General features: G+C 45.9%; 20 protein-coding genes and 1 pseudogene. 18 read left to right on the forward strand and 3 right to left on the reverse strand.

Features of this window, described 5'->3' with window-relative positions:
• Positions 1-82: 82 nt before the first annotated feature.
• Positions 83-559 carry a hypothetical protein gene (locus AC58UX_RS18900; protein WP_497255466.1) on the reverse strand — a complete coding sequence of 159 codons (477 nt, stop codon included), beginning with the start codon at positions 557-559 and terminating at the stop codon, positions 83-85.
• Between the two features lie 82 nt (positions 560-641).
• Positions 642-809 (reverse strand): hypothetical protein, encoded by a 168-nt coding sequence (locus AC58UX_RS18905; protein ID WP_497255468.1) that lies wholly within the window; start codon positions 807-809, stop codon positions 642-644.
• Positions 810-1,208: 399 nt separating this feature from the next.
• Between AC58UX_RS18905 and AC58UX_RS18910 the strand changes: the two genes are divergently transcribed.
• The 6 genes and pseudogenes from AC58UX_RS18910 to coaD all read left to right on the forward strand — a co-directional run bounded on the left by AC58UX_RS18910 (position 1,209) and on the right by coaD (position 3,739).
• Positions 1,209-1,490 (forward strand): hypothetical protein, encoded by a 282-nt coding sequence (locus tag AC58UX_RS18910; RefSeq protein ID WP_497255470.1) that lies wholly within the window; start codon positions 1,209-1,211, stop codon positions 1,488-1,490.
• A 49-nt stretch (positions 1,491-1,539) separates the two neighbouring features.
• Positions 1,540-1,791, forward strand: coding sequence for a ParB N-terminal domain-containing protein (locus AC58UX_RS18915; RefSeq protein WP_497255472.1), 252 nt, complete (start codon positions 1,540-1,542; stop codon positions 1,789-1,791).
• 53 nt (positions 1,792-1,844) lie between these two features.
• Positions 1,845-2,066, forward strand: a complete 222-nt coding sequence (locus AC58UX_RS18920) for a hypothetical protein (protein ID WP_497255948.1) — start codon at positions 1,845-1,847, stop codon at positions 2,064-2,066.
• A 298-nt stretch (positions 2,067-2,364) separates the two neighbouring features.
• Positions 2,365-2,568, forward strand: a complete 204-nt coding sequence (locus AC58UX_RS18925; protein ID WP_497255474.1) for a hypothetical protein — start codon at positions 2,365-2,367, stop codon at positions 2,566-2,568.
• Between the two features lie 69 nt (positions 2,569-2,637).
• Positions 2,638-3,210: pseudogene (gene rsmD / locus AC58UX_RS18930) on the forward strand (16S rRNA (guanine(966)-N(2))-methyltransferase RsmD); the annotation flags it as partial.
• Positions 3,211-3,238: 28 nt separating this feature from the next.
• Complete coding sequence (gene coaD / locus AC58UX_RS18935; protein ID WP_497255476.1) at positions 3,239-3,739, forward strand: pantetheine-phosphate adenylyltransferase; 501 nt, start codon at positions 3,239-3,241, stop codon at positions 3,737-3,739.
• 31 nt (positions 3,740-3,770) lie between these two features.
• Here the strand turns inward: coaD and AC58UX_RS18940 are convergent, their stop codons facing one another.
• Positions 3,771-5,042: a nucleoside recognition domain-containing protein gene (locus tag AC58UX_RS18940; protein WP_497255478.1), complete on the reverse strand. Its 1,272-nt coding sequence runs from the start codon at positions 5,040-5,042 to the stop codon at positions 3,771-3,773.
• Between the two features lie 137 nt (positions 5,043-5,179).
• On the opposite strand from AC58UX_RS18940, the gene AC58UX_RS18945 reads away from it, so the two are divergent.
• From AC58UX_RS18945 to smc, 12 genes are all read left to right on the forward strand, one after another.
• Positions 5,180-6,298: a SepM family pheromone-processing serine protease gene (locus AC58UX_RS18945; RefSeq protein WP_497255480.1), complete on the forward strand. Its 1,119-nt coding sequence runs from the start codon at positions 5,180-5,182 to the stop codon at positions 6,296-6,298.
• Between the two features lie 89 nt (positions 6,299-6,387).
• Positions 6,388-6,897, forward strand: a complete 510-nt coding sequence (locus tag AC58UX_RS18950) for a YceD family protein (protein WP_497255482.1) — start codon at positions 6,388-6,390, stop codon at positions 6,895-6,897.
• Positions 6,898-6,933: 36 nt separating this feature from the next.
• A complete protein-coding gene (rpmF, locus tag AC58UX_RS18955; protein ID WP_056624823.1) occupies positions 6,934-7,107 on the forward strand; it encodes a 50S ribosomal protein L32 in 174 nt (57 codons plus the stop codon).
• A gap of 118 nt (positions 7,108-7,225) precedes the next feature.
• On the forward strand, positions 7,226-7,840 hold the full coding sequence (fapR, locus tag AC58UX_RS18960; RefSeq protein ID WP_497255484.1) for a transcription factor FapR: 615 nt from the start codon (positions 7,226-7,228) through the stop codon (positions 7,838-7,840).
• Positions 7,824-8,828, forward strand: coding sequence for a phosphate acyltransferase PlsX (gene plsX, locus AC58UX_RS18965; RefSeq protein ID WP_497255486.1), 1,005 nt, complete (start codon positions 7,824-7,826; stop codon positions 8,826-8,828). The genes fapR and plsX overlap by 17 nt, the downstream gene beginning before the upstream one ends.
• Positions 8,825-9,811: a beta-ketoacyl-ACP synthase III gene (locus tag AC58UX_RS18970; RefSeq protein ID WP_497255488.1), complete on the forward strand. Its 987-nt coding sequence runs from the start codon at positions 8,825-8,827 to the stop codon at positions 9,809-9,811. Before plsX ends, AC58UX_RS18970 begins: the two co-directional genes overlap by 4 nt.
• A gap of 81 nt (positions 9,812-9,892) precedes the next feature.
• On the forward strand, positions 9,893-10,843 hold the full coding sequence (gene fabD, locus AC58UX_RS18975) for an ACP S-malonyltransferase (RefSeq protein WP_497255490.1): 951 nt from the start codon (positions 9,893-9,895) through the stop codon (positions 10,841-10,843).
• Positions 10,830-11,570, forward strand: a complete 741-nt coding sequence (gene fabG / locus AC58UX_RS18980) for a 3-oxoacyl-[acyl-carrier-protein] reductase (RefSeq protein WP_497255492.1) — start codon at positions 10,830-10,832, stop codon at positions 11,568-11,570. Before fabD ends, fabG begins: the two co-directional genes overlap by 14 nt.
• Before the next feature lie 86 nt (positions 11,571-11,656).
• Complete coding sequence (gene acpP, locus AC58UX_RS18985) at positions 11,657-11,890, forward strand: acyl carrier protein (RefSeq protein ID WP_028558238.1); 234 nt, start codon at positions 11,657-11,659, stop codon at positions 11,888-11,890.
• A 99-nt stretch (positions 11,891-11,989) separates the two neighbouring features.
• On the forward strand, positions 11,990-13,225 hold the full coding sequence (gene fabF / locus AC58UX_RS18990) for a beta-ketoacyl-ACP synthase II (protein ID WP_497255494.1): 1,236 nt from the start codon (positions 11,990-11,992) through the stop codon (positions 13,223-13,225).
• A gap of 59 nt (positions 13,226-13,284) precedes the next feature.
• The gene (gene rnc / locus AC58UX_RS18995) at positions 13,285-13,986 is read left to right on the forward strand and encodes a ribonuclease III (protein ID WP_497255496.1); all 702 of its coding nucleotides are present in this window, start codon (positions 13,285-13,287) and stop codon (positions 13,984-13,986) included.
• 94 nt (positions 13,987-14,080) lie between these two features.
• Entirely contained in the window at positions 14,081-17,656 is a 3,576-nt protein-coding gene (gene smc / locus AC58UX_RS19000) for a chromosome segregation protein SMC (protein WP_497255498.1), read from the forward strand.
• Positions 17,657-17,668 lie beyond the last annotated feature (12 nt).

Genomic DNA, 17,668 nt, shown 5'->3' on the forward strand with positions numbered 1-17,668 from the left:
TCCTTGTGGGATAGGCTTAATTTTATTTCTTCATAATGTAGACACAAAAAGCCGACGCAATAATCGCACGGCTTTTCTAGATCTAATTTGTGTTATGAGGGAAATCAAGCACCTTAACAATGAGTTCCACTAGTAAATGCAGAGACCGTACCTCCATTTGTAATACTAATAAATACCCTAACAAAACCACCCGGGGAAGTCTGAAAATAGTACTAAGATTAATAGAAAAAAATGATAGTGTTGTGAAATCTTGAACTTGTGCGTCCTGAGCAGTACCACCATTAATTACAAGTGTAACAACTACAGAATCTGTAGAAGTATTCTTGTTTCCAAAGACCGAAGTTGAAAAGTTGTTAACACCACCACTAGTCTTAGTAAACCGCGATGATAAGGGGTCATATTCTGAAGGGATTAAATCGAATTGTTCAGTTTCGAATGTAACTTGAGCAAAAGAAGGTATTGTTTGATTACTAACACTTTTTACGGCTCGGAAGGCAGATTCCGGTTCGGTAGGTCCTGTTGGTCCTTGTAAACCGGTAGCGCCTCTTGCACCAGTCACACCTGTCGGACTTTCAGGAAATTCGATTTCTATTTCTTCACCATTGTAGAGTTCAACTTCAATTTCCTTGACATGCTCCCAATCAATAAGTGCTAAAAAAATTAAGTTCAGACATTCTTTGAATGGGGCCTTCGTTTATATCGAATTTCAATTTGTATTCAGTTTCATTAAAATACTCAAATTCAATTTTCTTGATATTAGTAATACCAACGATTCCAATTAGATTCATTAACTGAGCTAGTTTACTCATAAGACTCACACCTCCTTATTTTTAAAATCTCAGCGCTTGAAAACGATATACAACAACTTGTTGTCAAATGAAAACTTTTTCTAGTACCGTGTATTATATGATTACAAAATTTCAGCACATGGACGAAACAGATAGACTTGGAGAATGTTTTTCTAATGATGAGAATCAATATTAAAAACCCACCATAAATTAGAAGGTGGGTTAAACTTTACAAATAAAACAGAGAGGTCGTACTGTGCCCAAAAGTGCAATTGAAAAAGCTAATATTTGCTGCTTAAACAAATTATTCTCTATGAGTTTACCCAAGTAGAACAGTCAGTTTTTTGTCATGCAGATGCCACCATTAATTGAATAGATAAATGTTACCTTTTGTCGAAATGTGAGATGGGAGGTGATACTATGGATAGTATTGTAATAGAGTATGGATATAAAGAAATTAATGGCGAAGTTCTATTTACTGTTGATTATACGTCATTCTTTGGAGCACACGAAATTGGTGATAATGACCAGGTACAATATGTTTTGAACAGACTAAAAGAAGAAGTTAATCATAACAAGAAAGCGATCTTACTCAAATCTTATGAAAATTCTAAACCAATCGTAAAAGCAACATATTCTAAATTAAGAGATGTTGAACGGTTTGAGAAAAGTATTAGTGAAATTAATTATAAAGCACTTTAACCAGTGCTTTTTCTTTTGTCTAAACCTGACATTACATAAGGGTGACTATATGAGAATCGAAACTGTAAAAATAGATCAACTAAAACCAAACGGCGGTAATCCTAATAAAATGGACGAGCATATTTATCAATCTTTGGTGGAGAGCATCCGGAAACACGGCATGCTGCAGCCGATACTGCTCCGAAGCGATATGACTATCGTTAAAGGGGGGAAGCGTTGGAGAGCAGCCCAAGAGGCAGGTCTTACCGAATTTATTAGCGTGATCGTAGAGTCGACTGACGAACACTACGAGGGGCTCTAACCAATGACAAAATTGCTGAGATCATTAAGAAGAAGAGCTATGCGAAGGAAAAAATTATTGCAGATTCTTCGGAGCCTAAGTCCATTGATGAGATCCGGTGTTCTAGAATAAATCGGATACGTGCTGCACAGAAGGGGCAGGATAGCGTGATAAACGGCATCCAGTATCTGCAGCAGTATGAACTCATCGTGCACAAGTTTTCGCTGTCCAAATGTCAGCATGGAGCTTTCGAGCTACGTGTGGGATCAGGACAAGACAAGGCGTTTTCTAAATAGACCGATTGATGAATTAAACCATGCAATGGATTCACTTTGTTATGCAATGAAGCAGATTCGAAAAGGCTCTGGCGTCTCATTTGATTAAACAATTCATTAACTAGGTAAGTATTAAACTCTAAATCTTCAAAAACTAAAAACACCTAATAAAAATAAATAGCCCAAGGGTAAGTTCCCGTGGGCTTATTTTGCGTTAATTTAAGTTGTATTAGGATTAAGCTTTTTTATTTGGTACCCCAATGGTACCCTAGTCGATTTAAAGAGGCCTGTACTACTCACTATTTATAAACTGTTATATATGGAAACCCTTGATATATCAACGTTTTTTGAAACTGCCCCACAAAATAATTACGGCGGCTGCTTGCGCAGCCGCCTCATGGGAGAGGAGAAACCGGATGAAGAGCTTATGGGGAAACGTAAGCCTTCTCCGCGGTTGTCTACGACATTCTCTGATGTCGATAGTTCAAGCATGACCGTTTTACGGAAAATTTATACATCGTAGGGATAAAATTTTTGTGTCAGATTAGTGCTTGTGGTACGATAGCAAAAGAATGAACCAGCATGGAAGGGAAACGCACAGATGAGAGTGATTTCAGGCACGGCCAAAGGCCGGTCGTTAAAGGCTGTACCCGGTACGAGCACACGGCCAACAACAGATAAAGTGAAGGAAGCGATCTTCAGTATGATCGGACCTTATTTCGACGGAGGACAGGTGCTTGATTTGTTCGCCGGCACGGGCGGGCTGGGGATTGAAGCGCTGAGCCGCGGTATGGATAAGGCGGTATTTATTGATATCGAGAAGAAAAGCATCGACACGATTGGGCACAATGTGGAAGTAGCAAAGTTGAAGGATCAGGTAGAAATTTACCGGACGGATGCGGCAAGGGCGTTGAAGGTGTTGGCGAAGCGAGCCGAAAAATTCCAACTGGTATTTCTGGATCCTCCCTATCGGATGAAAGGGATCGCAGAGCTAATGATGACGATGGAGGAACAAGCCATTGTGGAGGCGGATGCCACGATTGTGGTGGAGCACGACGCCAAGGATGTACTGCTTGAAACGATAGGCGGATTTAAGCAGCTACGCAGAGCGGACTACGGAGATACGGCTGTTACCATATTTAAACGCGAAATAGCGTCCACTTAAGACAGCACAAGAGGAGATGAACAGCACGATGAAGCAAGAACACGGAATTACAGTCGCGGTATATCCAGGTAGCTTTGACCCAGTTACATATGGGCATCTTGATATCATACATAGAGCAGCAAAGGTATTCGATAAGCTAATTGTGGCGGTGCTGAACAACACGTCCAAAAACGCGCTATTCACACTGGAAGAACGGATGGAGCTGCTTCGTAGAGTAACTGCAGATCTTCCAAATGTAGAGATTGACGGTTTTCGGGACTTGATGGTCAATTACATGAAAGCACGTAATGTCAGACTTATCGTTCGTGGACTTCGGGCGGTTTCTGATTTTGAATATGAATTGCAAATGGCATCGACGAATCATAAGTTGAATCCAGATGTGGAAACGTTCTTTATGACGTCGAAGCCGCAATTTTCGTATTTGAGCTCAAGCATTGTAAAAGAGATCGCCAAATTCCACGGACCTGTGGAGGATCTTGTACCAGCGGAAGTGGAAGAGGAATTGCGCAAAAAATTCCCTCAGACCTAGCAACAGCTAGATCCAAAGGAATAATAAAAAGTTAATCGACTGTTTTTCTAAGAAAAAGGCGTAGACCGACCGAAACCAGTAGCATCAAGGTAAAAATAAAAATGAATTGCGTCAGCATTGGTCCCCACAGGCCCCATGCCGATTCGCCGTTCAAGGGAAACGGTACCGTGGCGGCCTTGTTAGCAGCGAGATCTAACCGCAGGAAGCTGGGCTCTGCATCTAACAGAAGCATTTGCAATGGTTTCCACAACAAAATGGTTGTGAATAAGGCAAGTACGGCATGCAGAGCACGGGATTGCAAGAAGAAGGTGTACCGCGCATCGGTTTTCTGATGGAAGCCAGCGACCTGTGCATGGGCAGACAAGCCTCCCCAGCCGAGGAAGGCGCTAAGCAGCGCCATTTGGGGCAGAAGCGGGAGATCCTTAATTTGACTAAGCGCATAGGCGCCGAGGTGAATCTCCATTAATCCTTTTATCCATTGTGGTGTTGTATCTGTGAAAACGCCCATAAAGCCAAGTAAGAATTGAATGATAGGGCGGAGCAAGTCGGTAAAATGAGTGATGGTGATGACGTTGATTAACACGGAAAAGATCATCATGTATCCGCCAATCAACATCAGCGTTTGCACAGACGAGCTAACTGCATCGCCGAGCAGCTTGCCGAAAGCACGTCCATCCTCCCAATAGGCTTGACGCATGGTCATTATCGCTGATTTCCAGATAGAAGCCGTTTCTAATGGCTTACTAGCAACTATAGGTTTCGCTTCAAGAGACACTACAGCTTGCTTGCTATGCCGCATCAAGAATCCAGTAGCAATAGCCGAAATATAATGAATAATGGCAAGTAAAATCCCTAGCTTAGCGTTGTGCAGGAATCCGATACCGATAACCATAATAAGGAATATCGGGCTGCACAAATGGGAGAGGGCTGTTAGACGCTCTGTTTCTGTGCGTGTAAGTAGGTTTTTTTCACGCAGGGATGATGTAATTTTAGCTCCAGCAGGAAATCCTACAACAAAGCCAGAAGCCAATGCCCAACCGCTCACACCGGGGAGTCGGAAAATAATGCGCATCAGCGGCTCCAAGAGCACGCCTGTCCCTTGAATGACACCGAACCCGATCAGGAGCTCGGTCATAATGAGGAAAGGCATTAATGCTGGGAAGACGAGCTTCCACCAAACGGTCAAGCCCTCGAGAGAGGACTGAAAAGCTTTATCAGGAAATAGAATGACAGATATAACAACTAGTCCAGCCAAAGCTCCCAGCACGAGTGTTGTGGTTTTTGAACTGGTTCTTATTTTCATAGGCTGCATAGCTTAGCATCACCTCGTCCTTCGAACATGCTTCATTGTACGCTGGAAGGAAGGCGATTAGACCAAGCTTTCATCGAGACTGGTTAGTCAAAAACATCAAGAGAAACAACAGGAAAGGGGGAGCCTGTATGGATCGGGAAGAAGAGAGCACGATACGTACGTGGTCGAATGATTCCTATCGTTATCCAAGAAGCTCAGCGACGAGACGCTACCTATTATCTGCATTAGTAGGTATTATCATTGTATATTTGCTGTTTTTTGTGCGACTGCCATTTTTCGTATTTATGCCAGGTACCGCCGAGGAAATCAAGCCAATGGTGTCGATTTCCAAAAGCACTGGCCCTGAAAAAGGAACGCTCATGCTAACAACCGTGCGCGTGGCGGATGCGAATGTGGTGAATTATCTGGTAGGACTCGTTCATCCATATGAAGAAATCCAGCCCAAAAAAGCTGTTCTCAAGCAAGGGGAGTCCGAACAAGAGTATACACAGCGCCAGGAATATGTCATGTTAACCTCACAAGCCAGCGCGATTCAAGCCGCCTATACCGCGGCCAAGGTTCCTTTTCATATCGAGCATGAGGGTGTGATGGTCCTTCAAACTGTACCAGGTTCGTCAGGTGAGAAGGTGCTTAAACCGGGTGATGTGCTCTTGAAAGCTGGAGACAAAGAAATTAAAGTCGCGCAAGACTTACTAGACTCACTAAAAGGCAAAAAAGCAGGAGACACCGTATCTATTACGTATTCACGCAAGAAAACGGAAATGCAGACGACGCTGACGCTCGGGGCGCTGCCGCTTCAAGCAGGAGAAACTACGCCGCGGGCAGGGATTGGTGTAGTGCCAGCAGGGATGCAATCGGTCAAAGCCGATCAGGAAGATCAGCAGGTGTCGATTAAGGCTGGTGATATTGGGGGGCCTTCAGCAGGATTGATGTTCTCTTTGGAGATTTTTAATCAACTTGTACCTGAAGATATAACGAAGGGCTATCGAATTGCGGGCACAGGAACGATCGAAGCAGATGGCACGGTAGGCCCAATTGGCGGTATTGAACACAAAATTATTGCTGCTGATCGGGAAAAAGCTGACATTTTCTTTGCTCCCAAAAATATTTCCATAGATGGGACGAAAATCGAGAATTATTCCGATGCCGTCAAACGAGCGAAACAAATCAATACGAAGATGAAAATCGTAGAAATTGGCACGATGGCAGATGCCTTGAAATATCTAGCAGATTTGCCTGCGAAATAAGCGATATCTAGCAATAGTAAATTATTTTGAATTGACAACAGGTATGCAAAATGGATATAATAATTTTTGTTTGTTTGGGGTGATATATCATGCAAATTCGTTTTAGAGAGCTATCTCTACAATCGCAGTCTGTACACATGAGTGAAGTTATGAATTTGACGGAGCCTTTCGAAGGTCGTCAAGACATTCTTGGCCATGGACCAGTCCATGTTGATCTTCATGCGAAATATGAAGAGGGACTAGTCAAAGTTAACGGTAAATTAACGCTAGACTTGGAGTTAAGTTGTTCCCGATGCTTAACGCACACGAACCAAACAATTAAGCTTCCATTCAAGGAAGTTTTTATGCAAAAGCCGGAAGAAGAAGATCCAGAGCTAGACGAGGATATTCATCTGGTGGTTGGGGATAAAGTCGATTTAGAGCCTTACGTTGTAGAAAATGTAGTGGTCGGTTTACCGTACATACCACTTTGTGACGAAGCGTGCAAAGGTCTCTGTCCGGTGTGTGGAGAGAACCGTAATGAACAAGATTGCGGCTGTAAGCAGGAGAAGATCGATCCTAGACTTGCAGGTCTCGCGGACTTTTTTAACAAAGAATAAGGCAACGCTGAAATTCGAATAAGGAGGTGTTTTGAAATGGCAGTACCTCAACGAAGAACGTCCAAAACTCGTCGTGACAAGCGTCGTACTCACTTCAAATTGGAAGTTCCAGGCATGGTGAAATGTGAACAATGTGCTGAGCTTAAGCTTGCGCATCACGTTTGTAAATCTTGCGGAACATACAAAAGCAGAGAGATCGTAAAAGCATAAGAATCGACATAGTACTTCATCCTAGGTGAGGTGCTATTTTTTTTGCTTTCTTTTTGGTTGTAAATTTAATATACTACAGTTTAGTATCTGGTAATAAGATGAGATCTCACGAGATAAGGTGGTGCTTACCATCGAACGCCTTCCTAAACGACAAAGGCAGCAGCAGCTGCTGCAAGCCATTGAAGCGAACCCTTTTATGACCGATGAGGAATTGATGCGAACGTTTGGGGTTAGTATCCAAACTGTCCGCTTAGATCGATTAGAGCTCGGTATTCCTGAATTGCGGGAACGTATGAAGCATATGGCTGTCAAGACCTATGACCCTGTGCGTTCGCTTCCGCTGGATGAAGTCATTGGGGAAGTCATTGACTTACAGTTGGATCAGAGCGGTATTTCGATTTTTGAAATTAAAGAAGACCATATTTTTTCCAGAACCAAAATTGCCAGAGGACATCATATTTTCTCACAGGCCAACTCGTTGGCAGTTGCTGTCATCGACGATCCGATCGCTTTAACAGCTTCGGCCGATATTAAATTTGTGCGATCAGTCAAGCTGGGAGAGAAATGTGTCGCCAAAGCCTATGTGCGATCTGTTTCCAAAGGAAAAGCACGTGTAGAGGTGTTCACATATGTGGGCGAAGAAACGGTGTTTCGAGGCAACTTTGTCATCTTTCATTCGAAGAAAGAGCAACATCTAGATAGGGAGGACAAGCTCCATGCGGATCGCGATTGATGCAATGGGCGGAGATCATGCGCCTAAGATCGTAGTTGAGGGTGCTCTCGCCGCGGCCAAAGAGTGGAAGGACGTACAAATCATTCTAGTCGGTAACAGCGTGGCGATTGAAGCACATCTTACAGAGAGGCCGGATAACCTAACGATCCGTCATGCGGAAGAAGTCATTGAAGCCGAAGATGAGCCTGTCAAAGCAGTTCGTCGCAAGAAAGACGCTTCTATGGTCGTAGCAGGAAGACTGGTGCGCGAGAAAGAGGCAGAAGCCATGATTTCTGCAGGCAACACAGGAGCCTTAATGACAACTGGATTGCTAATCGTAGGAAGAATTCCCGGAATTGAACGTCCGGCATTAGCGCCAATGATCCCTACTATGGATGGTCATGGTGTGCTTGCATTAGATTTAGGTGCGAACATGGATGCAACCCCAGAACAATTGATCCAATACGCGATTATGGGCAGCATATATCGTTCCAAAGTGCATGGTATTGACAAGCCTCGCGTAGGTCTGTTGAATGTAGGGACCGAGTCGACCAAAGGGAATGAATTAACCAAAACAGCATATCCTTTAATGGAACAAGCTCCGATTCATTTCATAGGAAATGTGGAGTCTTCACAGGTGCTTCGCGCGAAATGCGATGTGATCGTCTGCGACGGCTTTGCTGGAAATATCATGTTGAAATCATTGGAAGGCGCAGCGTCGGCCATTTTCTCAGCATTAAAGCAAGAATTCACGAAAACGATCTTCTCGAAGCTTGCAGCAGCGGTGCTGAAGCCAGGGTTGACACAATTCCGCAAGAAATTAGATTATAATGAACATGGGGCAGCCCCTTTCTTGGGTATCGATGGATTAGTACTCAAAAGCCATGGCTCCTCCGATGCAAATGCCATTAAGAATGCCGTTCGACAAGCAAGAATTGCCTTGCAAAATGATTTGGTTGGCACCATATCTGCCGAAATTAGCCGCGGGAAGCGAGATATAACAACATGAACTTAATACCAGTTGGGGTACTCGGAACGGGTAAATATGTACCAGAACGTATTTTAACGAATCAAGAATTAGAAACCATGGTCGAAACAAACGATGAGTGGATCGTAACTCGAACTGGGATACGCGAAAGAAGAATCGCAGCAGCAGGACAAGCTACCTCCGACCTATGCTATGAAGCTTCCTTGGTTGCGATGTCGAATGCTGGCATAACAGCGGATCAAATTGATCTCATTATCGTCGCGACGATTACGCCGGATATGTCATTTCCATCGACAGCCTGTATTCTTCAAGAAAAATTGGGTGCGAAAAAAGCTGCAGCATTCGACTTATCAGCAGCTTGCTCAGGCTTCGTGTATGGACTAGCGAATGCAGCCAACTTTATTGCGACAGGTACATATAAATATGCACTCGTGATTGGCGCAGATTGTTTGTCCAAAATTACCGATTACACAGATCGCAACACATGCATTCTGTTCGGTGATGGAGCAGGCGCTGTTGTAATTGGCGAAGTGCCAGAAGAACGAGGCTTTAAATCCTTTGAATTAGGAGCGGATGGTACGGGAGGTCCTCTTCTGAAAATTGAAGGCGGCGGCTCTCGTAATCCAGCTTCACAGAACTCGCTAGACCAACGTCTGCACTACATCTACATGGCTGGCGCAGAAGTGTTCAAATTTGCCGTGCGGATCATGGGGAATGCAGCAGATGAAGCATTGCGTAAAGCAGGCTGGGAAAAAACAGACATCGATCTGCTTGTCCCACACCAAGCCAATATGCGCATTATTCAATCCTCATTGAATCGCTTGGAATTGTCGGAAGACAAGTGCATGATTAACTTGGACAAGTACGGCAATATGTCGGCGGCCTCCATCCCAGTAGCACTAGCAGAAGCATCCGAACAAGGCAGATTAAACGAAGGTGATCGCCTTATCTTAGTTGGCTTTGGCGGCGGATTGACTTGGGGCGCGACAGCACTCGTTTGGTAAGATGAGCAGCAGATGAACTTATTTTCTAGTTAAAAAGCTAAAAATGACTGAATAAACCGTGGAAGGGGATCCTTTTCTCGTATGGGTAAAATAGCATTTGTATTTCCTGGACAAGGTTCACAGTCCGTAGGCATGGGACAAGACCTATATGCATCGCAGCCAGCTGCTAAAGCGTATTTCGACCGTGCAGACGCTGCGCTGGGCTTTTCCTTGTCTGATCTGATCTTCCAGGGTCCAGAGGACCAATTGAAGATCACGTACCACACGCAGCCTGCGCTGCTGACGACAAGCATCGCTTGTCTAGAAGCGTTCAAGGCTGCGGGCATTACGCCGGACTATGTCGCAGGACATAGTCTAGGCGAGTACAGCGCGCTCGTCGCAGCCGGCGTGCTCGCGTTTGAAGACGCGGTGCGCACCGTGCGCGCCCGCGGCGAGTTCATGGAGCAGGCCGTCCCAGGCGGCCTGGGTGCCATGGCAGCCGTGCTGGGAGCCGAGCGCGGAGCGCTGGCGGAGCTTTGCACGGCAATCACCAGCGGCGGCTCCGTCGTGGAGCTCGCCAATGTGAACTGCCCGGGACAGATCGTCGTCTCGGGCAGTAAGGAAGGCGTTGCAGCGGTTGTTGAACGCTGCAAGGAAGCTGGCGCGAAGCGTGCCATCCCGCTCGAGGTGAGCGGGCCGTTTCACTCTTCCCTCATGAAGCCAGCCTCGGAGCGCCTCGCAGAGGTGCTCGCGTCCATCGAGATGAAGGATGCAGCCGTACCCGTTGTCGCCAACGTAACGGCTCGTCCTGTGACCCAGCCGAGCGATATTCGCGGCTTGCTGGTGGAGCAGGTGTATTCCCCTGTGCTTTGGGAAGACACGATTACGTACCTGATCAGCCAAGGCGTAGATACGTTCATCGAGCTAGGCTCGGGAACGGTGCTTGCCGGCTTGATTAAAAAAGTCGACAAAACGGTGAAAACCGTGTCGATTGGCAGCCTGGAAGCGTTGGACAAGTATACGCAGGAGGTGCTAGGCCATGTTAACGGGTAAAGTGGCGCTAGTCACAGGAGCTTCAAGAGGCATTGGACGTGCGATTGCGTTGCATTTGGCTGAGCACGGTGCTGATGTTGTCGTGAACTACGCGGGCAGTGAAGCCGCTGCTGGTGAAGTTGTAGCTGCGATTGAAGCGATGGGCCGCAAAGCGATTAAATTGCGTGCGGACGTAAGCAGCTATCAGGAATCTGAGGATTTGGTCAAGCAAACGATAGAAGTTTTTGGTAAAATTGATATTCTCGTGAATAATGCGGGCATAACAAGAGACAATTTAATCATGCGAATGAAAGAAGAAGAATTCGATCAAGTTATCGCGACGAATCTTAAAGGTGTGTTCAACTGTGTCAAAGCCGTGACGCGCCCAATGATGAAGCAGCGATTCGGTCGAATTATCAATATATCTTCTGTAGTTGGCGTACTTGGTAACCCAGGGCAAGCTAACTATGTAGCAGCAAAAGCGGGTGTAATCGGCTTAACGAAGGCGACTGCGAGAGAGCTTTCCTCGCGTGGCATTACCGTGAATGCTGTTGCGCCAGGCTTTATTGAAACCGATATGACAGACAAATTGTCTGCTGAGATGCGTGAACAAATGCTGAAGCAAATCCCGCTGGAACGCCTTGGGCAGCCAGAAGAGATTGCGAAGGTAGTTCGGTTCTTGGCTTCTGACGATGCCTCCTACATGACAGGGCAGACGCTCCATGTAGACGGCGGAATGTACATGTAAGTTTCTGGAAAAAAGAGAATCTCAAAATTGCCTACTGGCAATCTGTCAAAGATTCTCGTATAATACCAAATGAGGAGGTGAACCGGATGTCCGACGTATTGGATCGTGTTAAACGAATTGTAGTCGATCGTCTAGGGGTTGATGAAGCTGAAGTCACCCTCGAAGCATCTTTCAAAGAAGATCTTGGTGCTGATTCTCTCGATGTAGTTGAATTAGTAATGGAATTAGAAGATGAGTTTGATTTGGAAATTTCAGATGAAGATGCTGAGAAGATTACGACTGTAGGAGAAGTTACGAATTACATAAAATCTCATACGTAATAGTCTACAGAGTCCCGTTTCTAATAAAGACGGGACTTCTCTCCATTCCAGACAATTAAAATCAAAAAATATGGAATCACTATATAGAAGGTGGTACAAATGAACAGAGTTGTAATTACAGGTATGGGCGTAGTTACTGCCCTTGGTCAAGATTTGGAAACGTTCTGGGGTAACCTGACTGCAGGTAAATCCGGCGTAGGGATGATCGAGAATTTTGATGTAAGCGAATACCCGACACGGATTGCGGCTGAAATCAAAGATTTCAACATTGAGAACTATGTAGATCGCAAAGAATCTCGTCGGATGGACCGTTTCGTTCAATTCGCAGTTGCAGGCGCAATTAATGCGCTGAAGGACGCAAATTTGAACGTGAACGAAGATACGGATCCGGAGCGCGTAGGTGTTTCCGTAGGATCAGGTATCGGCGGTTTGAACACTTGGGAAGAGCAGCATCGCATTTTGTTGGAAAAAGGACCTAAACGGGTTTCACCTTTCTTCATCCCGATGATGATCGCGAATATGGCTTCTGGTCATGTATCGATGGTTACGGGCGCGAAAGGGCCAAACTCCACAGCTGTTACAGCTTGTGCAACAGGTACGCATTCCATCGGCGACTCTTTCAAAATGATTCAACGCGGCGATGCAGACGTGATGATCTGTGGTGGTGCTGAGGCGACAATTACACCAATTGGTGTAGCGGGATTCTGCGCACTGCGCGCGATGTCAACTCGCAATGAAGAGCCTCATTTGGCAAGTCGTCCATTTGATACAGGTCGTGATGGCTTTGTTATGGGGGAAGGCGCTGGTGTACTCATTCTGGAGTCCCTAGAGCATGCTCAGAAGCGTGGCGCACGTATCTATGCTGAAGTTATCGGATATGGCATGAGCGGAGACGCTTACCATATGACAGATCCAGATCCAGATGGCGCAGCGCGTTGTATGGTGAAAGCGATTAAGGATGCGAAGATTGAGCCTGAGGCGATTTCCTACATCAACGCTCACGGTACTTCGACTCCTGTAGGAGACAAGTCTGAGACGATCGCGATCAAGAAAGCGCTCGGCGAGCATGCTTACAAGGTTGCTGTTAGCTCGACCAAATCCATGACAGGGCATTTACTTGGCGCTGCTGGCGGTGTGGAAGCTGTTATTTGCGGATTAACGATTGCAAACAGCTTGATTGCACCAACCATCAACTTGGATAATCAAGATCCTGAGTGCGACTTGGATTATGTGCCAAATAAAGCGCGTGAAGCGAACGTAGGGATTGCAATGTCGAACTCTTTCGGCTTTGGCGGTCATAATGCAACGATCATCATGAAAAAGTTTGAAGCATAATTCCCATGCCTGCGACGAAAGATAACGGAATATCATTCTCTCGGGTGGTGAAGTAAGACGTGAATCGTGATATTAAGGACTTACAGAAACAGATCGGTATCTCGTTTCGCAAGACGGAGCTGTTGAAGCAAGCTTTTACACATTCGTCCTATGTGAATGAACACCGCATTGCTGGACATAAAGATAACGAACGGCTTGAGTTTCTTGGAGATGCCGTACTTGAATTGACGGTTTCGGAATTTTTATATGAATCTTATCCTGGACGTTCAGAAGGTGAATTAACGAAGTTGAGGGCATCCATTGTCTGTGAACCCTCTCTAGTGACATTTGCCGAAGATTTGGATTTCGGTGCCTTTGTATTGCTTGGAAAAGGGGAAGAGTTGACAGGCGGACGCTCACGGCCAGCATTGTTGGCCGATGTGTTCGAATCCTTTGTTGGCGCTTTGTATTTAGACCAAGGTTTAGATACCGTTAAAGCTTTTCTACAAAAACATGTATTCGCCAAAATTTCCAGCGAAGGCAAGCTGCTTGTGATTGATTACAAGACGCAATTACAAGAGCATACCCAGCATCACAATTTAGGCTCATTGGAGTATCGGATTGTGAATGAACGGGGGCCTGCGCACGAACGGGAGTTCGTTGCTGAAGTACATATGGATAACGAGCTGTTGGGTACCGGTGCAGGTCGTTCTAAGAAAGAGGCGGAACAGCAGGCTGCTGCAGGCGCGCTGTCCAAATTAAACGTAACAGTACAACGATAGTGAAACAAACAGAAGAGGCGGCAGCTGCTGCCTTTTTTGTATTTTTCTCTTATTTTGACATGTGATATGGTACAATACTTTTTGAGGTGAGACCATGTTTTTGAAACGGATCGAATTATCCGGGTTTAAATCATTCGCGGACCGAACGGAACTCGAATTTGTGCGAGGCATTACCGCGGTTGTAGGTCCTAACGGGAGTGGAAAGAGTAATATCTCGGACGGAATTCGTTGGGTGTTAGGGGAACAAAGCGCGAAATCGTTGCGTGGCGGTAAGATGGAGGATGTCATTTTCGCTGGCAGCGATGCACGTCGTGCAGTGAATTATGGGGAAGTGTCGTTGACGCTAGATAATACCTCACAGTCCCTCCCGCTTGATTTTAATGAAGTTACAGTGACGCGTAGAGTGCATCGTAACGGGGATAGTGAATATTTAATTAACAAACAACCTTGTCGCTTAAAAGATATCACAGAGCTGTTTATGGATACTGGTATCGGGAAAGAAGCGTATTCCATTATTGGACAAGGTCGAATTGAAGAAATTTTGAGTACGAAATCAGAAGATCGTCGAGGTATCTTTGAAGAAGCTTCGGGGATTGTTAAATATAAAGCACGTAAGCGTGAGGCGGAGAAAAAGTTAAACGATACCGAGCAAAATTTGCTGCGGATTCATGATTTAGTTTCTGAGCTTGAGGATCAAGTCGAACCACTGCGTGAACAGTCAGAGAAAGCGATCCGGTTTAAAGAGTTGAAGGAAACGCTCAAGAGCAGCGAGATTTCCATGTATGTGCATCAGATCGATCAGATCTATGTGGCTTGGAATGACGCTACGCAGCTGTTAGCAAAGTTGACGAAAGAGCAAACAGAGCTGTCTACAATTGTGAACCAGCATGATGCACATTTGGAGAAGCATCGTTGGGAAACACGTAGACTCGAAGAAGAACTAGAAACGCTGCAAGAAAATCTGCTAGGTTTGAGCGAAGAGTTTGAGAAATGCGAGGGTCACGGTGAGGTTCTGAAAGAACGGAAAAAGAACTATGTGACGAATCATCAGCAGCTCAGTACAACAATCGCGATGCAGGAGCAGCGTAAATTAGATAAAGAAGCGGATTTGAGCGAGCAGCGGGAAAAAATCATTCAAATTGGTGCGCAGTTATTCGAGTTCCAGGCGAAGCTGACGGCAGAAGAGCAGCGCTTACAAGGGGTAAGCGGGGGAATCAGTTCATCGCCTGAGGAGCAGTTGAAGGGTGAATTGCTGGAAACGCTCAATCGTATGGCGCAGTCTCGTAATGAAATTCGGTACGCCGAGCAGCAAATCGAAAGCATTGGACGCCGGTTGGACAGGCTTGATGAAGAGCGCCAGAAATGGGCAGATCAACGCGAAAGTATTACGCGCCGTAAGCAAGAGCTTTCAACCAAATTGGAAGCAACAGTTGCAGACATTGAGCGCGCACGACAAGAATATGTCCAATTAACGCAAGCCCTGAAGAGCAAACAAGGACTTCTAGATGAAGCACAGGCTATGGTGCGGAAATGGGAGCAGAAGCTCGATGCGTTAATTTCCCGCCGTGACACCATGAAGGAAATGGCCAACGATTACGATGGCTTCCAGCAAGGTGTTAAAGAAGTGCTGAAAGCGAAAACGCGCAAAGATTTACGCGGTATTCGCGGAGCGGTTGCAGAGCTTGTCAAAGTTCCTGCGAATGTGGAAGTTGCCATTGAAACAGCTCTAGGCGGAGCCTTGCAAAATATCGTCGTTGAGACCGAGGCCGATGGCCGGGAAGCGATCGCTTTCTTGAAGCGTCGCCAGATGGGACGAGCTACGTTCCTGCCAATGAACGTCATTCGCGGACGTTCGATTTCTGATCATGAGATACAGACGTTGAAAAACGCGAAGGGCTTTGTTGGGATTGCCGTCGATCTTGTCTCCTTTGAATCTACGTATAATAATATTTTCTCCAGTTTATTGGGGAACGTCGTGATCGCAGAGAGTCTAGAGGATGCCAATCATATCGCAGCCAAAGCGCAATATCGCTATCGCGTTGTGACGCTGGAAGGTGACGTTGTCAATCCAGGCGGATCTATGACGGGCGGAAGCTTGCAGAAGAAGTCGACGAATTTATTGGGCCGCCAACGTCAAATCGAAGAGTTGGATGCCGAGATTGCGACTTCGGAGGGGCAGCTTAGTGGCTTGCGCAGCCAATCCAGTTCGTTGAAGCGGGAGATCACGGATGAAATGTTGAAGGTTGAACAGCTTCGACAATTAGGTGAGCAGCAACGCATTACGGAGCAGCAAATTCGCGCGGAGCTGAATCCGTTAGAATCCGAAAGTCGTACAGTAGAAGAGCAGCTTACGCTGGATAGTCAAGATAGAGGCGCTTTGCTGGAGGAACGTACGGAATTTAGTCGTAAAAAAGTCGAAAGCGAAGCCGCGCTCGCGCAGCTCCAAGAAGAGGAAGCTTCGCTTCAACAAGCGATTCGTGATGCAGAGAGCTCTCGTAAAGCAAGCGAATCCGAAAAAGAAGAGCTGCAAAGCCAATTGACAGATTTGAAGGTGAAGGTGGCATCCACATCACAGGAAAAGCAATCCCTTCAAGATCAACAAAGACGGTTACAGCAGGATCTAAGCGAAGCGGAACGCGAGATGGAAGTCAATCGCAGCCTGCTAACGCAGTTGGAAGGCGATATGGCAACGCTCGAGCTAGAAACAGTTCAGCAGATCGAGCTATTAAACGATTTGAAGCTTAAGAAGCAGCAATGCTCCGAAAGTATAGAGTTCAAACGTGCAGAGCGTGCAGACTGGTTACAAAAGCTCGAACACGGCGAAAATGAGACACGTACGCAGCGTATTCAGCTGAAACAGGTGGAAGAAAATCTCCATCAAACCGAGGTTCGGGTGACGCGCCTTGATGTGGAGCTGGAAAATCTGCTCAAAAAGCTGGCTGAGGAATATGAGCTTAGCTATGAGCTGGCCAAAATGCGTTATCCTGTGCCAGAAGATATTCAAGGTACACAGACTAAAGTGCGTGAGCTGAAACGTGAGATTGCTTCGCTAGGCGATGTGAATCTAGGAGCGATTGAGGAGTATGCTCGCGTATCGGAACGGTTTGAGTTCTTGAATTCCCAAAAAGATGATCTAATCGAAGCGAAAACAACCCTCTATCAGGTTATTCGTGAGATGGATCAAGAAATGTCCAAACGTTTTAAAACGACCTTCGATGCGATTCGCTCCCACTTTGGCGTTGTCTTTGCTAAATTGTTCGGCGGCGGTCGCGCAGATTTGATTCTTTCTGAGCCTGAGAATATGCTGGATACCGGCATTGAGATTGTGGCTCAACCGCCAGGCAAAAAGCTGCAAAATCTTCAACTGTTATCCGGTGGAGAACGTGCGCTGACGGCTATTGCGCTCCTGTTCTCGATTATTCGTGTAAAACCAGTGCCGTTCTGCGTACTGGATGAGGTAGAAGCCGCGCTGGATGAGGCGAACGTATCTCGCTTTGCCGAGTATTTGCGTGAGTTTTCTGAGATGACGCAATTTATTGTCGTTACACATCGTAAAGGAACGATGGAAGAAGCCGACGTGTTGTATGGAGTTACGATGCAAGAAGGCGGCGTATCCAAGCTAGTATCCGTCCGTTTAGAGGATGAAGAAGCGACGATGACAGCATCATAAAGTTGAAATTAA

It is taken from the genome of Paenibacillus sp. J22P90 (assembly GCF_059692195.1).

Bases quoted from the DNA above. Each gene is read 5' to 3' on its own strand.
- plsX (WP_497255486.1), top strand. From the start codon at position 7,824: ATGCGGATCGCGATTGATGCAATGGGCGGAGATCATGCGCCTAAGATC.
- acpP (WP_028558238.1), top strand. From the start codon at position 11,657: ATGTCCGACGTATTGGATCGTGTTAAACGAATTGTAGTCGATCGTCTA.
- AC58UX_RS18925 (WP_497255474.1), top strand. From the start codon at position 2,365: ATGGAAACCCTTGATATATCAACGTTTTTTGAAACTGCCCCACAAAAT.
- fabD (WP_497255490.1), top strand. From the start codon at position 9,893: ATGGGTAAAATAGCATTTGTATTTCCTGGACAAGGTTCACAGTCCGTA.
- fabG (WP_497255492.1), top strand. From the start codon at position 10,830: ATGTTAACGGGTAAAGTGGCGCTAGTCACAGGAGCTTCAAGAGGCATT.
- AC58UX_RS18905 (WP_497255468.1), bottom strand. From the start codon at position 809: ATGAGTAAACTAGCTCAGTTAATGAATCTAATTGGAATCGTTGGTATT.
- AC58UX_RS18970 (WP_497255488.1), top strand. From the start codon at position 8,825: ATGAACTTAATACCAGTTGGGGTACTCGGAACGGGTAAATATGTACCA.
- AC58UX_RS18950 (WP_497255482.1), top strand. From the start codon at position 6,388: ATGCAAATTCGTTTTAGAGAGCTATCTCTACAATCGCAGTCTGTACAC.
- rpmF (WP_056624823.1), top strand. From the start codon at position 6,934: ATGGCAGTACCTCAACGAAGAACGTCCAAAACTCGTCGTGACAAGCGT.
- AC58UX_RS18940 (WP_497255478.1), bottom strand. From the start codon at position 5,042: ATGAAAATAAGAACCAGTTCAAAAACCACAACACTCGTGCTGGGAGCT.
- AC58UX_RS18915 (WP_497255472.1), top strand. From the start codon at position 1,540: ATGAGAATCGAAACTGTAAAAATAGATCAACTAAAACCAAACGGCGGT.
- fabF (WP_497255494.1), top strand. From the start codon at position 11,990: ATGAACAGAGTTGTAATTACAGGTATGGGCGTAGTTACTGCCCTTGGT.
- AC58UX_RS18910 (WP_497255470.1), top strand. From the start codon at position 1,209: ATGGATAGTATTGTAATAGAGTATGGATATAAAGAAATTAATGGCGAA.
- AC58UX_RS18945 (WP_497255480.1), top strand. From the start codon at position 5,180: ATGGATCGGGAAGAAGAGAGCACGATACGTACGTGGTCGAATGATTCC.
- coaD (WP_497255476.1), top strand. From the start codon at position 3,239: ATGAAGCAAGAACACGGAATTACAGTCGCGGTATATCCAGGTAGCTTT.
- smc (WP_497255498.1), top strand. From the start codon at position 14,081: ATGTTTTTGAAACGGATCGAATTATCCGGGTTTAAATCATTCGCGGAC.